General features: G+C 72.8%; 14 protein-coding genes. 11 read left to right on the forward strand and 3 right to left on the reverse strand.

The window, feature by feature from the left end; genetic code table 11:
- Nucleotides 1–9: 9 nt before the first annotated feature.
- The 3 genes from AC07FY_RS09310 to AC07FY_RS09320 are packed head-to-tail and all read left to right on the forward strand — an operon-like array spanning nt 10 to nt 2,966.
- On the forward strand, nt 10–762 hold the full coding sequence (locus AC07FY_RS09310; RefSeq protein WP_479002811.1) for a lysophospholipid acyltransferase family protein: 753 nt from the start codon (nt 10–12) through the stop codon (nt 760–762).
- On the forward strand, nt 759–1,769 hold the full coding sequence (locus AC07FY_RS09315) for an NAD(P)H-dependent glycerol-3-phosphate dehydrogenase (RefSeq protein ID WP_479002814.1): 1,011 nt from the start codon (nt 759–761) through the stop codon (nt 1,767–1,769). Before AC07FY_RS09310 ends, AC07FY_RS09315 begins: the two co-directional genes overlap by 4 nt.
- 39 nt (nt 1,770–1,808) lie before the next feature.
- Nucleotides 1,809–2,966, forward strand: a complete 1,158-nt coding sequence (locus tag AC07FY_RS09320) for a D-alanine--D-alanine ligase family protein (protein ID WP_479002817.1) — start codon at nt 1,809–1,811, stop codon at nt 2,964–2,966.
- Between the two features lie 83 nt (nt 2,967–3,049).
- On the opposite strand, the gene AC07FY_RS09325 is transcribed toward AC07FY_RS09320, so the two are convergent.
- Entirely contained in the window at nt 3,050–3,562 is a 513-nt protein-coding gene (locus AC07FY_RS09325; RefSeq protein ID WP_479002820.1) for a DUF3515 family protein, read from the reverse strand.
- A 23-nt stretch (nt 3,563–3,585) separates the two neighbouring features.
- A complete protein-coding gene (locus tag AC07FY_RS09330; protein ID WP_030028650.1) occupies nt 3,586–3,819 on the reverse strand; it encodes an Lrp/AsnC family transcriptional regulator in 234 nt (77 codons plus the stop codon).
- 245 nt (nt 3,820–4,064) lie between these two features.
- Between AC07FY_RS09330 and AC07FY_RS09335 the strand changes: the two genes are divergently transcribed.
- On the forward strand, nt 4,065–5,048 hold the full coding sequence (locus AC07FY_RS09335) for a thiamine-phosphate kinase (RefSeq protein WP_479002823.1): 984 nt from the start codon (nt 4,065–4,067) through the stop codon (nt 5,046–5,048).
- Nucleotides 5,045–5,845, forward strand: a complete 801-nt coding sequence (thiD, locus tag AC07FY_RS09340) for a bifunctional hydroxymethylpyrimidine kinase/phosphomethylpyrimidine kinase (protein WP_479002826.1) — start codon at nt 5,045–5,047, stop codon at nt 5,843–5,845. Before AC07FY_RS09335 ends, thiD begins: the two co-directional genes overlap by 4 nt.
- A 141-nt stretch (nt 5,846–5,986) precedes the next feature.
- Here thiD and rpmB read toward each other — a convergent pair whose 3' ends face one another.
- Nucleotides 5,987–6,172 carry a 50S ribosomal protein L28 gene (gene rpmB, locus AC07FY_RS09345; RefSeq protein WP_073911113.1) on the reverse strand — a complete coding sequence of 62 codons (186 nt, stop codon included), beginning with the start codon at nt 6,170–6,172 and terminating at the stop codon, nt 5,987–5,989.
- 243 nt (nt 6,173–6,415) lie between these two features.
- On the opposite strand from rpmB, the gene AC07FY_RS09350 reads away from it, so the two are divergent.
- From AC07FY_RS09350 to AC07FY_RS09375, 6 genes are all read left to right on the forward strand, one after another.
- The gene (locus AC07FY_RS09350) at nt 6,416–8,095 is read left to right on the forward strand and encodes a DAK2 domain-containing protein (protein WP_479002829.1); all 1,680 of its coding nucleotides are present in this window, start codon (nt 6,416–6,418) and stop codon (nt 8,093–8,095) included.
- A 26-nt stretch (nt 8,096–8,121) separates the two neighbouring features.
- Nucleotides 8,122–10,326: an ATP-dependent DNA helicase RecG gene (gene recG / locus AC07FY_RS09355; RefSeq protein WP_479002832.1), complete on the forward strand. Its 2,205-nt coding sequence runs from the start codon at nt 8,122–8,124 to the stop codon at nt 10,324–10,326.
- 42 nt (nt 10,327–10,368) lie between these two features.
- Entirely contained in the window at nt 10,369–10,947 is a 579-nt protein-coding gene (rsmD, locus tag AC07FY_RS09360; protein ID WP_479002835.1) for a 16S rRNA (guanine(966)-N(2))-methyltransferase RsmD, read from the forward strand.
- A 14-nt stretch (nt 10,948–10,961) separates the two neighbouring features.
- On the forward strand, nt 10,962–11,441 hold the full coding sequence (gene coaD, locus AC07FY_RS09365) for a pantetheine-phosphate adenylyltransferase (RefSeq protein ID WP_479003199.1): 480 nt from the start codon (nt 10,962–10,964) through the stop codon (nt 11,439–11,441).
- A 103-nt stretch (nt 11,442–11,544) separates the two neighbouring features.
- Nucleotides 11,545–12,651 (forward strand): DivIVA domain-containing protein, encoded by a 1,107-nt coding sequence (locus AC07FY_RS09370; protein ID WP_479002838.1) that lies wholly within the window; start codon nt 11,545–11,547, stop codon nt 12,649–12,651.
- 122 nt (nt 12,652–12,773) lie between these two features.
- Nucleotides 12,774–13,442, forward strand: coding sequence for a YceD family protein (locus AC07FY_RS09375; protein WP_479002840.1), 669 nt, complete (start codon nt 12,774–12,776; stop codon nt 13,440–13,442).
- Nucleotide 13,443: the final 1 nt, after the last annotated feature.

Below are 13,443 nucleotides of genomic sequence, written 5' to 3' on the forward strand. Positions count from 1 at the left end.
GGTGTCCGAGTGTCCCGCCGCAGAATCGGCTTCTGGTACCGCCTGGCGGCGGTCATCGCAAAACCGCCGCTGGTAGTGCTCTTCAAGCGGGACTGGCGGGGAATGGAGCACATTCCGGCCGAGGGCGGATTCATCACCGCCGTCAATCACAACTCGTACCTGGACCCGCTCTCCTACGCGCACTTCCAGTACAACACCGGCCGGGTACCGCGACTGCTCGCCAAGGCGGCCCTCTTCAAGGTTCCGGTCGTCGGCGCGATCCTGCGCGGATCGGGGCAGATCCCGGTCTACCGGGAGAGCACCAACGCCCTGGACGCGTTCCGGGCCGCCGTCGACGCGATCGAGCGCGGCGAATGCGTGGCCTTCTACCCGGAGGGCACCCTCACCCGCGACCCCGACATGTGGCCGATGGCCGGGAAGACCGGCGCCGCCCGGGTCGCCCTGATCACCAAGGCGCCCGTCATCCCCGTGGCCCAGTGGGGCGCGAACCTGGCGATGCCGCCCTACGCCCGCGAGGACAAGGTCCGGCTCTTCCCACGCAAGACCCTCCAGGTGCTCGCGGGGCCGCCGGTGGACCTCTCCGCCTTCTACGACCGGGAACCCACCCCGGAGGTGCTCAAGGAGGCCACCGAGGTGATCATGGCGGCCATCACCGCGCTGCTGGAGGAGGTGCGCGGCGAGACCGCGCCCGAGCAGCCGTACGACCATCGCAGGGCCAGGGCGGAACAGCGGCGCAAGGCCGCGGGGGAGGGCAAGAAGTGACACGTCCCGTGAAGGCAGCCGTCTACGGAACCGGCTCCTGGGGCACGGCCTTCGGCATGGTGCTCGCCGACGCCGGCTGCGAGGTGACCCTGTGGGGCCGCCGGCAGGAGCTGGCCGACGCCGTCAACACCGGCCGGACGAACGTGGACTACCTGCCGGGGATCCAACTCCCCGAGAACCTGCGCGCCACCACCGACCCGGCCGAGGCCGCCCGCGGCGCCGACTTCACCGTCCTCGCCGTCCCCTCCCAGACGCTGCGCGGCAACCTCGCCGCGTGGGCCCCCCTGCTCGCCCCCGACACCGTGCTCGTCTCCCTGATGAAGGGCATCGAACTCGGCACCGCCAAGCGGATGAGCGAGGTCATCGAGGAGGTCGGCAAGGTGCCCGCCGAGCGCGTCGCGGTGGTCACCGGCCCCAACCTGGCCCGCGAGATCGCCGCCCGGCAGCCCGCCGCCTCCGTCGTCGCCTGTGTGGACGAGGCCGTGGCCCGGCGCCTCCAGGCCGCCTGCCACACCCCCTACTTCCGCCCCTACACCAACACCGACGTCGTGGGCTGCGAGCTCGGCGGCGCCGTCAAGAACGTCATCGGCCTCGCCGTCGGCATCGCGGACGGCATGGGGCTGGGCGACAACACCAAGGGCTCGCTCATCACCCGCGGGCTCGCCGAGACGACCCGGCTGGGCCTGGCGATGGGCGCCGACCCGCTGACCTTCGCCGGCCTCGCCGGACTCGGCGACCTCGTCGCCACCTGCTCCTCGCCGCTCTCCCGCAACCACACCTTCGGCACCAACCTCGGCCGGGGCATGACCCTGGAGGAGACCATCGCGGTCACCCGGCAGACCGCCGAGGGCGTCAAGTCCTGCCAGTCCGTGGCCGATCTGGCCCACCGGCACGGCGTCGACATGCCGATCACCGAGACCGTCGTCGACATCGTCCACCACGGCAAGCCGACGCTGGTCGCGCTCAAGGAGCTGATGGGGCGCAGCGCCAAACCGGAACGCCGCTGACTCCGTTCCGGACGTTCGAGCGGGTACTCTCGTGGCGATATGAGCAGCGAGAACCTCCCCCAGACCCCTGAGCAGCAGGGCCGCAAGCCCCGCGTGGCCGTCGTGTTCGGCGGCCGCAGCTCGGAACACGCCATTTCGGTCGTCACGGCGGGCGCGGTGCTGCGCTCCATCGACCGCACCACGTACGAGGTGCTGCCCATCGGCATCACCACGGACGGCCGGTGGGCCCTGACCGCCGACGAGCCCGAGCGGATGGCCATCACCGACCGCCGGCTGCCGAGCGTCTCGGAGCTGGCCGACTCCGAGGACGGCGCCGTCGTGCTCTCCGTCGACCCCGCCAGCCGCGAGGTCGTCTACACCGAGCCCGGGGCCGTCCCCAAGGCCCTGGGCGAGGTCGACGTGGTCTTCCCCGTCCTGCACGGCCCGTACGGCGAGGACGGCACCCTCCAGGGGCTCCTGGAGCTGTCCGGGGTCCCGTACGTCGGCTCCGGCGTCCTCGCCTCGGCCGTCGGCCAGGACAAGGACTACATGAAGCGGGTGTTCACCTCCTTCGGGCTGCGCGTGGGCCCGTACGTGACCATCCGCCCCCGCGAGTGGAGCGCCGACCCCGCCGCCGCCCGCGGCCGCATCCTGGACTTCGCCGCCGAGCACGGCTGGCCGCTGTTCATCAAGCCCGCGCGCGCCGGCTCCTCCATCGGCATCACGAAGGTGGACGACGCCTCCGGCCTGGACGACGCCGTCCGCGAGGCGCAGCGCCACGACCCGAAGATCATCGTGGAGGCGCTGCTGCGCGGCCGGGAGATCGAGTGCGGGGTGCTGGAGTTCGAGGACGGTCCGCGCGCGAGCGCGCCCGCCGAGATCCCGCCGGTCTCCAGCCACGACTTCTACGACTTCGAGGCGAAGTACATCGACTCCGCCTCCGGGATCGTGCCCGCCCCGCTCACTGCGGAGCAGACCGCCGAGGTGCAGCGGCTCGCGATCCGGGCCTTCGAGGCCGCGTCCTGCGAGGGCCTGGTGCGCGCCGACTTCTTCCTCACCGAGGACGGCACCTTCGTCATCAACGAGATCAACACGATGCCGGGCTTCACGCCGATCTCCATGTACCCGCGGATGTGGCAGGAGTCGGGCATCGAGTACCCGGAACTCGTCGACCTCCTGATCCAGGCGGCCCTGCGCCGCTCCACCGGGCTGCGCTAGCCGCAGCGGATCGCACCGCAGACCGCCCGCCTGCCGGCCCCCAGGGGCGGGCCGGCGGGCGGTCGGTGTGAGGGGCGGCGGTCTCAGTACGACGAGACGCCCTCGGGCACGGTCGCGGCGACGGCCGTGGACAGCCCGACGAGCATGCCCGCGTCCGTGGCATGCTCCTTGTCGACCACGACCTCCGTGTACGCCTCCCGCCCGCCGGTGGTGAACCGGAACCCCCCGTCGTCAAGCTTCTCCAGCAGCCAGGCGACCCCGTTCACATGGACGCCCTCCTGGTCCGGATCGGCCATCGCGGGGGGCTTGGGGATACCGCACCGCAGTACGATCGCCGAGCCGCCCCACGCGGCGGTCAGTGCGGACGGGGGCTCGGTGACGGTCCGCTCCAGGCCGGCCACCGAATCCGGGAGTTCCTCGTGCAGCGCCGCACAGAGCCCCGCGACCTCGGCCGGCGGCGGGGGCGGCGGTTCCACCCGGGCGGTGCCGGAGCCGCCCGGCGAGCACGCCGCGACGGCCAGCAGGGCCAGCGCGGCGGGCACGGCGGACACGCCCGACACGATGCGGACAGGGACGGGTCGGCGGTGGAGGGACATCACCGGCCAAGAGTAGACGGGGGCTACAGATGGACCACCGGGCAGGTCAGGGTGCGGGTGATCCCCTCCACCTGCTGGACCTTGGCCACGACCATGCGGCCGAGCTCGTCCACGGTGTCGGCCTGGGCGCGCACGATCACGTCGTACGGTCCCGTCACGTCCTCGGCCTGGATCACCCCCGGGATCTGGCCGATGGACTCGGCGACGAACGACGCCTTGCCCACCTCGGTCTGGATGAGGATGTACGCCTGTACCACGGAACCTCCAGGGCGGCCACGAGGATCATTTCCCCTAACCTTCGGGTGGGCCCGACACGAGCGGAAGGGCCGGGGGAAGAAGGGACGCCACGGTACCGCGTCGCCGCGCACCACGGGGAGACCCGCGAGCCCGGCGCCACGCACGGCGGGGCGTACGGAGAGCTGAAGTTGACGTATCTGTTGACGGTACCCAGAGCTGTGAGGGCTCGCGACCGCAAGCGGACTGGGCAAGAAGGGGCACAGCGATGAAGGGCACTGTGGGCGAGCTGGGGGAGTTCGGGCTCATTCGTGAGCTCACCTCACGGCTCACCACCACCCCGGCGGTCCGGCTCGGGCCGGGCGACGACGCCGCGGTGGTGTCGGCGCCGGACCGGCGGGTCGTGGCGAGCACCGACATCCTGCTGGAGGGCAGGCACTTCCGGCGCGACTGGTCCACCGCCTACGACGTCGGCCGCAAGGCCGCCGCGCAGAACCTCGCCGACATCGCCGCCATGGGAGCGGTGCCGACCGCCCTGCTCCTCGGCCTCGTGGTGCCGGCCGAACTGCCGGTGACCTGGCCCACCGAGCTGATGGACGGCATCCGCGACGAGTGCCAGGTCGCGGGCGCGGCCGTGGTCGGCGGGGACGTGGTGCGCGGCGACACCATCACCGTCGCCATCACCGCCCTCGGCGACCTGCGCAACCACGAGCCCGTGCTGCGCTCCGGCGCCCAGCCCGGCGACGTCGTGGCCGTCACCGGCTGGCTCGGCTGGTCCGCCGCCGGCTTCGCGGTCCTCTCGCGCGGCTTCCGCTCCCCGCGCGCCTTCGTCGAGGCGCACCGGCGCCCCGAGCCGCCCTACCACGCGGGCCCCGCGGCCGCCGGGCTCGGCGCCACCGCGATGACCGACGTCAGCGACGGTCTGATCGCCGACCTCGGGCACATCGCCGAGGCCAGCAAGGTGCGGATCGACCTGCGCTCGGGAGCCGTCGACATCCCGACCCAGATGCACGACATCGGCCAGGCCGTCGGCGTGGACCCGCTGCAGTGGGTGCTCACCGGGGGAGAGGACCACGCCATCGTGGCCACCTTCCCGCCCGACGTGAAGCTCCCGGCCCGCTGGAAGGTCATCGGCGAGGTGCTCAACCGCTCCGCGCTGCCCCAGGTCACCGTGGACGGCGCCCCGTGGACCAGCAGCAGCGGCTGGGACCACTTCGGAGCCGACCCGGCCACCGAGGACAGCCCGCTGTGAGCACGGCCCCGCCGCTGTGCCTGACCGTCGCCGGATCCGACTCCGGCGGCGGCGCCGGCATCCAGGCCGACCTCAAGACCATGCAGGCGCTCGGCGTGCACGGCATGAGCGTGGTGACCGCGGTGACGGCGCAGAACTCGCTCGGGGTCCACGGCACGTGGGAGCTGCCCGCGGAAGCCGTCACGGCCCAGTACCGGGCCGTCGTGGACGACATCGGCGTCCGGGCCGTGAAAACCGGGATGCTCGCGTCCGCCGTGCTCGTGGAGACGGTGGCCGCGCTGCTCGCCGACACCCCCGCCCCGGCCGTCGTGGACCCGGTGGGGGTCTCCAAGCACGGGGACGCGCTGCTCGCCGCCTCGGCGCTGGAGGCCGTGCGGCGGGAGCTGCTCCCGCGCGCCACCGTGGCCACGCCCAACCTCGACGAGGTCGCCTGGCTCACGGGCGTATCGGTGGAGGGCGAGGACGACATGCGGCGGGCCGCCGACGCGATCCTCGGCTACGGCCCCCGGTGGGCGCTGATCAAGGGCGGCCACCTCGCGGCGGACGGGGACGAGGCCGTGGACCTGCTGACCGACGGGACCGAGGAGCGGTGGCTGCGGGCCCCCCGGCACGACAACCGGCACACCCACGGCACGGGCTGCACGCTCGCCAGCGCCGTCGCGGCGGGATTGGCCAAGGGCCTGGCGGTTCCGGCGGCGGTCACGGCCGCCAAGGAGTACGTCACGGGGGCCATCGCCGCCGGCTTCCCGCTCGGCGGCGGCATCGGACCGGTGGACCACGCCTGGCGCCGGCGCTGACCCCGGCGGCCGTCGCTCTTCCCGGCTTGTCGCCCTTTCCCGCCCGGCGCCCTGACCGGCCCGGGAAAGGCAAAAGACCGGTTCACCAGAGGTGAACCGGTCTTCCAGGCAACCGGAAGGGCTGCGCTACGACGGGAGGCGTCAGCGCGAGACCTTGCCGGCCTTGATGCACGAGGTGCAGGCGTTGAGGCGCTTCGGCGTCCCATTGACCACGGCACGGACGCGCTGGATGTTCGGGTTCCAGCGACGCGAGGTGCGGCGGTGCGAGTGGGAGATGCTGTTGCCGAAGCTCGGCCCCTTGGCGCAAACGTCGCAGTTGGCAGCCACAGGTCACTCCAAAGACTTCAGATGCACTTACAGTGAACCCGGCGCACCGGAATCAGAGGTCTGAAGTGGTTTGCCGGGGGGGATTGGCCCGACTCTCATCGGGCAACCGGAGCAGCATACAACGACTGCGTCCGTCCAAGAAAACTACCATGACCGCCGCTGCCCCCGCCCCGAGGGCCGGACGCCGGGGCCGTCCTTGGTTACCCTGCGGTGAACCCTGGCCCGCACAAGGAGGAACGCCCGGTGCCGCACGAGCCGCAGCCCCAGCGCCCGGACGAGCTCGACGCCGAAGCGGTGCGCGCCTGGAGCTCGCTGGCCCTGGCCGCACTGGGCCGGGCCCGTGAGGACATCGACGCGATCAACGTCTACCCGGTGGCCGACGCCGACACCGGGACCAACCTCCACCTCACCGCCGAATCGGCCCACCGCGCCCTCGAAGAGGCCTTCGGCTCGGGCACCGCGGACACCGGGGACGTGACCGACGCCACGCCCGAGGCGGCGCCCGCCTCCCTGGCCCGGGCCGTGCGGGCCTACGCCCACGGCGCCCTGCTCGGAGCCCGCGGGAACTCGGGGACCATCCTGGCCCAGCTGCTGCGCGGAGTGGCCGACGTGCTCGGCGGCGAGCCCGGCGGGCAGGCGCCCGGCCGGCTGCTGGCCCGGGCGCTGACCCGGGCCGCGGAGGAGGCGTACGGAGCGGTCGCGCACCCGGTGGAGGGCACCATGCTCACCGTCGCCGCGGCGGCCGCACGCGCCGGTGAGGCCGCCGGGAGCGCGGCCCGTGCCGCCGACGTGGCCCGCGCCGCCTACGACGCGGCCCGGGCGGCCCTGGCCGAGACCCCGGGCCAGTTGGAGGCGCTGGGCCGGGCCGGTGTGGTCGACGCCGGGGGGTGCGGGCTGGTCGCCGTACTCGGAGCCCTGTGGCAGGCGCTCTCCGGCGAGGAGCCGGCCGCCGAGGCGGTACCGGGCGGGGCCGTGTCCGTACCGCGCACCCCCGAGCCCTGCGCGCAGGAGGACGAGGGGCCGGCGTACGAGGTGGTCTACCTGCTGGAGGCATCCGAGGCGGCGGTCGGGGAGCTGCGCGCGCGGCTCGACGCCCTCGGCGAGTCCCTGGTCGTGGTCGGCGGCGAAGGGCTGTGGAACGTCCACGTCCACGTCGACGACCCGGGCGCGGCGGTGGAGGCCGGAGTCGTCGCCGGCCGGCCGTACCGCATACGCATCACGCACTTCGGCGACGAGCGGCGCCGTGCGCGCGGGCCCCGCGCCCAGCGGGCCGTGGTCGCCGTCGTCCCCGGCGAAGGGCTGGCGGGCCTGTGCGGGGAGGCGGGCGCGACCACCGTGCTCGTACGCCCCGGGGAGGCCCCGGCCGTCGCCGATCTGGTCGACGCCGTCCGCCGCGCGCACGCCCGCGAGGTGGTCCTGCTGCCGGGCGGCGCCGAACTGCGCGCCATCGCGGCCGCGGCCGCGGTACGGGCCCGCGCCGACGGGGTGCGCGTGGCCGTCATCCCCACCCGCTCCGCCGTCCAGGGGCTGGCCGCCCTCGCCGTGCACGACCCGGAGGCCAGCTTCGACGAGGACGTGGTCGCCATGACGGCGGCGGCCGGCGCCACCCGCTACGGCGAACTCGCCGTCGCGGAACGGCAGTCCTTCACCTCGGCCGGCATCTGCCAGGCCGGGGACGTCCTCGGGCTCATCGACGGCGACGTCGCCGTCATCGGCGCGAGCCTGCCCGAGACGGCCGTGGCCGTCCTGGAGCGGATGCTGGGATCCGGCGGCGAACTCGTCACCCTCGTCCTGGGACCGGAGGTGCCGGACAGCCTCGCCGAGCACCTGGAGGCGCACGTCCAGCACGGGCACCTGGCCGTGGACACGGTCACCTACCGGGGCGGGCGGTACTCGGCGCCGCTCCTCATCGGGGTCGAATAGCCGGCTTGTCGGCGGCATGGTGTGCAATGGAACACGTGCCCGCGCTCGACGAAGACCTCAAGAAGACGCTCGGCCCAGCCACCGCCAAGGTGCTGGCCGAGCAGCTCGGCCTGCACACGGCCCTGGACCTGCTCCACCACTACCCGCGGCGGTACGCCGAGCGCGGCGAGCTGACCTCGCTGGCCGAGCTCGCCGACCAGATCGACGAGCACGTGACCGTCGTCGCGCAGGTCGCCGACGCCCGGGTCCTGACCTTCAACGGGGGCCGCGGCAAACGCCTGGAGGTGACCATCACCGACGGCAACGGCCGGCTCCAGCTGGTCTTCTTCGGCGCGGGCGTGCACAAGCCGCACAAGGACCTGCTGCCCGGCACCCGCGCGATGTTCGCCGGCAAGGTCTCGAAGTTCAACCACAAGCTCCAGCTGGCGCACCCCGCCTACGAGCCGCTGGGCGCGGACGCCTCCGACCGGGACGCGGCCACCGCCTTCGCCCACCAGCTCATCCCGATCTACCCGGCCTGCGCCAAGCTGGAGTCCTGGAAGATCGCCAAGTGCGTGGACGCGGTGCTGCCCGGCGCCGGGGAGGCCGTGGACCCGCTGCCGCCCGCCCTGCGCGAGGGCCGCGGGCTGCTGCCCCTCACCGAGGCCCTGCTGAAGATCCACCGGCCGGCCGCCAAGGCCGACATCGACGCCGCGCGCCAGCGCCTGAAGTGGGACGAGGCCTTCGTCCTGCAGGTCGCCCTCGCGCGCCGCCGCCACGCCGACTCCCAGTTGCCGGCCGTACCCCGGCGCCCCGTCCCCGGCGGACTGCTCGACTCCTTCGACGCCAAGCTCCCCTTCACCCTCACCGACGGCCAGCGGAGCGTCTCCGCGGAGATCTTCGGCGACCTGGCCACCAGCCACCCCATGCACCGCCTCCTCCAGGGCGAGGTCGGCTCCGGCAAGACGCTGGTCGCGCTGCGGGCGATGCTCGCCGTCGTCGACTCCGGCGGGCAGGCCGCGATGCTCGCGCCCACCGAGGTGCTCGCCCAGCAGCACCACCGTTCCATCACCGAGATGATGGGCGAGCTGGCCGAAGGGGGCATGCTCGGCGGCTCCGACCGGGGCACCAAGGTGGTGCTGCTCACCGGATCCATGGGGACGGCCGCGCGCCGGCAGGCCCTGCTCGACCTCGTCACGGGTGAGGCCGGCATCGTGATCGGCACGCACGCCCTGATCGAGGACAAGGTCCAGTTCCACGACCTCGGCCTGGTGGTCGTCGACGAGCAGCACCGCTTCGGAGTGGAGCAGCGCGACGCGCTGCGGTCGAAGGGCAAGCAGCCCCCGCACCTGCTGGTCATGACGGCGACCCCGATCCCGCGCACCGTGGCCATGACCGTCTTCGGCGACCTGGAGACCTCCGTCCTGGACCAGCTGCCCGCCGGGCGCTCCCCGATCGCCACGCACGTGGTGCCCGCCAAGGACAAGCCGCACTTCCTCGCCCGGGCCTGGGAACGGGTCCGCGAGGAGGTGGAGAAGGGCCACCAGGCCTATGTGGTCTGCCCCCGGATCGGCGACGAGGAGGAGCCGAAGAAGAAGTCCGCGGCCAAGGCCCCCGCGCCGGACGACGAGGAGCGCCGGCCGCCGCTCGCCGTCCTCGACATCGCCGAGCAGCTCTCGCGCGGTCCGCTGGCCGGACTCTCCGTCGAGGTGCTGCACGGGCGGATGGACCCCGCCGACAAGGACGACGTGATGCGCCGCTTCGCCGCGGGCGAGGTCAAGGTGCTGGTCGCCACCACGGTCATCGAGGTCGGGGTGAACGTGCCCAACTCCACCGCCATGGTGATCATGGACGCGGACCGGTTCGGCGTCTCCCAGCTCCACCAGCTCCGCGGCCGGGTCGGCCGCGGAGCCGCCCCCGGCCTCTGCCTGCTGGTCAGCGAGATGCACGAGGCGAGCCCCGCCCGCGCCCGGCTGGCCGCCGTCGCCGCCACCCTCGACGGCTTCGAACTCTCCCGCATCGACCTGGAGCAGCGCCGCGAGGGCGACGTCCTCGGCCAGGCCCAGTCGGGCGTGCGCTCCAGCCTGCGGATGCTGGCCGTCATCGAGGACGAGGAGGTCATCGCCCAGGCCCGGGAGGAGGCCACCCGCGTGGTCGACCAGGACCCGGCACTGGAGCGGCTGCCCGGCCTGCGGACCGCGCTGGACGCCCTGCTCGACACCGAACGCGAGCAGTACCTGGAGAAGGGCTGACAATAGGGGGGCCCACCGTTCGAAGACCGAAGGACCTCATCGATGACCCGCGTGATCGCCGGCAGCGCCGGCGGGCGACGGCTGGCCGTGCCCCCGGGCACCGGTACCCGGCCGACCTCCGACCGGATGCGCGAAGGCCTCTTCTCCACGTGGGAGTCGCTGCACGGCCTCGCGGCGGCCCGGGTGCTCGACCTCTACGCCGGATCCGGCGCCGTGGGCCTGGAGGCCCTCTCCCGCGGCGCGGACCACGCCCTGCTGGTCGAGACCGACCCCAAGGCCGCCCGGTCCATCCGGGACAACATCGAGACGGTCGGCCTGCCCGGGGCGGAATTCCGGGCGGGCAAGGCCGAGCAGGTGGTCGCGGCGAGGCCGGTCGGGGAGCCGTACGACATCGTCTTCCTCGACCCCCCGTACGCCGTCGGCCACGACGATCTTCGCGAGATCCTGCTCACACTCCGGTCCAATGGCTGGCTCACGGACGACGCGCTCGTCACCGTGGAACGCAGCACCAGGAGCGGTGCCTTCCCGTGGCCCGAGGGCTTCGAGCCGCTCCGGTCCCGGAAGTACGGCGAGGGCACCCTTTGGTACGGTCGCGCCGCCTTCACCAGCGAAGACTCATGAACGAGGGAGTTCAGTTGCGCCGCGCCGTCTGTCCGGGATCCTTCGATCCCATCACCAACGGACACCTCGACATCATCGGACGTGCCTCCCGGCTCTACGACGTCGTGCACGTCGCCGTGATGATCAACCAGTCGAAGCAGGGCCTGTTCACCGTCGAGGAGCGGATCGAGCTGATCCGCGAGGCGACGGCCGACTACGGGAACGTGCAGGTCGAGTCCTTCCACGGACTGCTCGTCGACTTCTGCAAGCAGCGGGACATCCCGGCCATCGTCAAGGGTCTGCGCGCCGTCAGCGACTTCGACTACGAGCTGCAGATGGCCCAGATGAACATCGGGCTGTCGGGCGTCGAGACCCTCTTCGTGCCCACGAACCCCACCTACAGCTTCCTGTCGTCCTCCCTGGTCAAGGAGGTCGCCACCTGGGGCGGCGACGTCGCCCACCTGCTCCCGGCGCACGTGCACACCGCGCTGATGCAGCGACTGGGCGAGCGCTGAGCGCCTGACGTCCCGTCAGCCGGTGTCGGGGGGCCGTCCGCTGGCCTTACAGTCGTGCCGTCCGACTCGGGAACCGCCCGAGGCCGAGAGAGTGCGAGCCCCCATGGACGTGCAGAAGAAGCTCGACGAGATCGTCGCGGCCGTCGGCGGCGCCCGGTCCATGCCCATGTCGGCCTCCTGCGTGATCAACCGCGCCGAGCTCCTCGCCCTGCTCGAAGAGGTCCGCCAGGCGCTCCCCGGCTCGCTCGCCCAGGCCCAGGAACTGATCGGCGGGCGGGAGCAGATGGTCGAGGAGGCCCGCCGGGAGGCGGAGCGGATCATCGAGTCCGCGCACAGCCAGCGCGGTTCGCTGATCTCCGACACCGAGGTCGCGCGGCGCTCCCGGGCCGAGGCGGACCGGATCCTGGCGGAGGCCCGCCGGGAGGCCGAGGAGATCCGCGCCGAGGCCGACGACTACGTCGACAGCAAGCTGGCCAACTTCGAGGTCGTGCTCACCAAGACCATCGGGTCGGTGGACCGCGGCCGGGAGAAGCTGCTGGGCCGCGGATCGGGTCTGGACGGGCAGGGCTACCCGGACCCCGACTACGACGAGGCGCCCGAGCGCAGCCACGACCCCGAGACGCAGCGGCAGCAGGCGGACGCCTACGTGGACACCAAGCTCGCGACCTTCGAGGCGGTGCTCTCCAAGACCCTGGAGGCCGTCGGCCGCGGCCGGCAGAAGCTGCTGGGACGGGTTCCCACGGACGACCTCGGCGCGCACGTGGCGGCCCAGGACGCGGCCGGCGTGCAGCAGTCGCGCTCGGCGAGCGACGCCGACTTCCTCGCGGGCCTGGCCGAGCCCCAGCCCGTGCACGCGCCGGTCCCGGCGCAGCCCCAGCCGGTGTACGACACGTACGGCTACCAGCAGCAGCCCGGGCAGCAGGACGGCTACGCCTACCAGGACCACCAGGACCCGTACGCCGGGGCGACCGCGGGCTCCGCCGGGGCCTACGCCGGGCAGTACGACGCGCAGCAGCCCGACCCGTACGCGGGCTACGGGCAGCAGCCCGACCCGTACGCCGGTGCGGGCACCGGTTCCACCGGAGCGGCGTACGCCGCTTCCTACGGTGCGCAGCCCCAGGCCCAGCAGCCCTCGCTCGACGAGACCAGTTTCTTCGACACGAGCATGATCAACCTGGAGCAGCTCCGCCAGTACGAGCAGGGGCGCTAGGCGGTGCCCGGCTGCGGATTGGGCGCAGAGCGCGGCGCCGGGTATCCTGGCTGTTCGGTCGCGCGTATGCACCGCGATCCATGCTGCCCATCTGAGGGCGGAAACTCGATCTTCAGCGATCTGTGAAAGCAGGAACGGCCCTGAATACCCGCCTCGACCACCGCAACCCCCTCGTGTTCGACACGCACGAGCTGGGTCGGCGTCCTGGTGCCATGCAGCGGCTGTCCCGCGAGATCGCGGCGCCGGCGGACCTCGGTCTCGCCGGGGTCATCGGAGTGCCGGAAGGCGCCCCGATGAAGCTCAACCTCCGCCTGGAGTCGGTCATGGAAGGGGTGCTCGTCACAGGCACCGTCCGTGCATCGGCGACCGGGGAGTGCGTAAGGTGTCTGGAGGCCGTCGGGCGCGAGCTCAAGGCGGACTTCCAGGAGATGTTCTCGTACCCTGACGCCGACGACCGGAGCCGCTCCAGGGCGGAGCCGGCCGACGACGCCGAGGACGACGAGGACACGCTCTTCCTCGAGGACGGTTTGTTCGACCTCGAACCCGTGCTGCGCGACGCGGTGGTGCTCGCACTGCCGCTGCAGCCGGTGTGCCGGGAGGACTGTCTCGGACTGTGCCCCGACTGCGGGCTCAGCCTGAACGATGACCCGGACCACCACCACGACGCCGTCGACATTCGTTGGGCGGCATTGCAAGGACTCGTCGTGACCGATCAGGACGACGAGAAGGACAACATGAGCGGCACTGCCTCTGACGGAGTTCAGGGCGCCGCCGAGAAGCAGGAGAAGTAGC

This window comes from Streptomyces sp. NPDC045967 (genome assembly GCF_056430495.1).

Bases quoted from the DNA above. Each gene is read 5' to 3' on its own strand.
- AC07FY_RS09370 (WP_479002838.1), top strand. From the start codon at position 11,545: ATGGACGTGCAGAAGAAGCTCGACGAGATCGTCGCGGCCGTCGGCGGC.
- AC07FY_RS09325 (WP_479002820.1), bottom strand. From the start codon at position 3,562: ATGTCCCTCCACCGCCGACCCGTCCCTGTCCGCATCGTGTCGGGCGTG.
- recG (WP_479002832.1), top strand. From the start codon at position 8,122: ATGGAACACGTGCCCGCGCTCGACGAAGACCTCAAGAAGACGCTCGGC.
- rsmD (WP_479002835.1), top strand. From the start codon at position 10,369: ATGACCCGCGTGATCGCCGGCAGCGCCGGCGGGCGACGGCTGGCCGTG.
- AC07FY_RS09335 (WP_479002823.1), top strand. From the start codon at position 4,065: ATGAAGGGCACTGTGGGCGAGCTGGGGGAGTTCGGGCTCATTCGTGAG.
- AC07FY_RS09320 (WP_479002817.1), top strand. From the start codon at position 1,809: ATGAGCAGCGAGAACCTCCCCCAGACCCCTGAGCAGCAGGGCCGCAAG.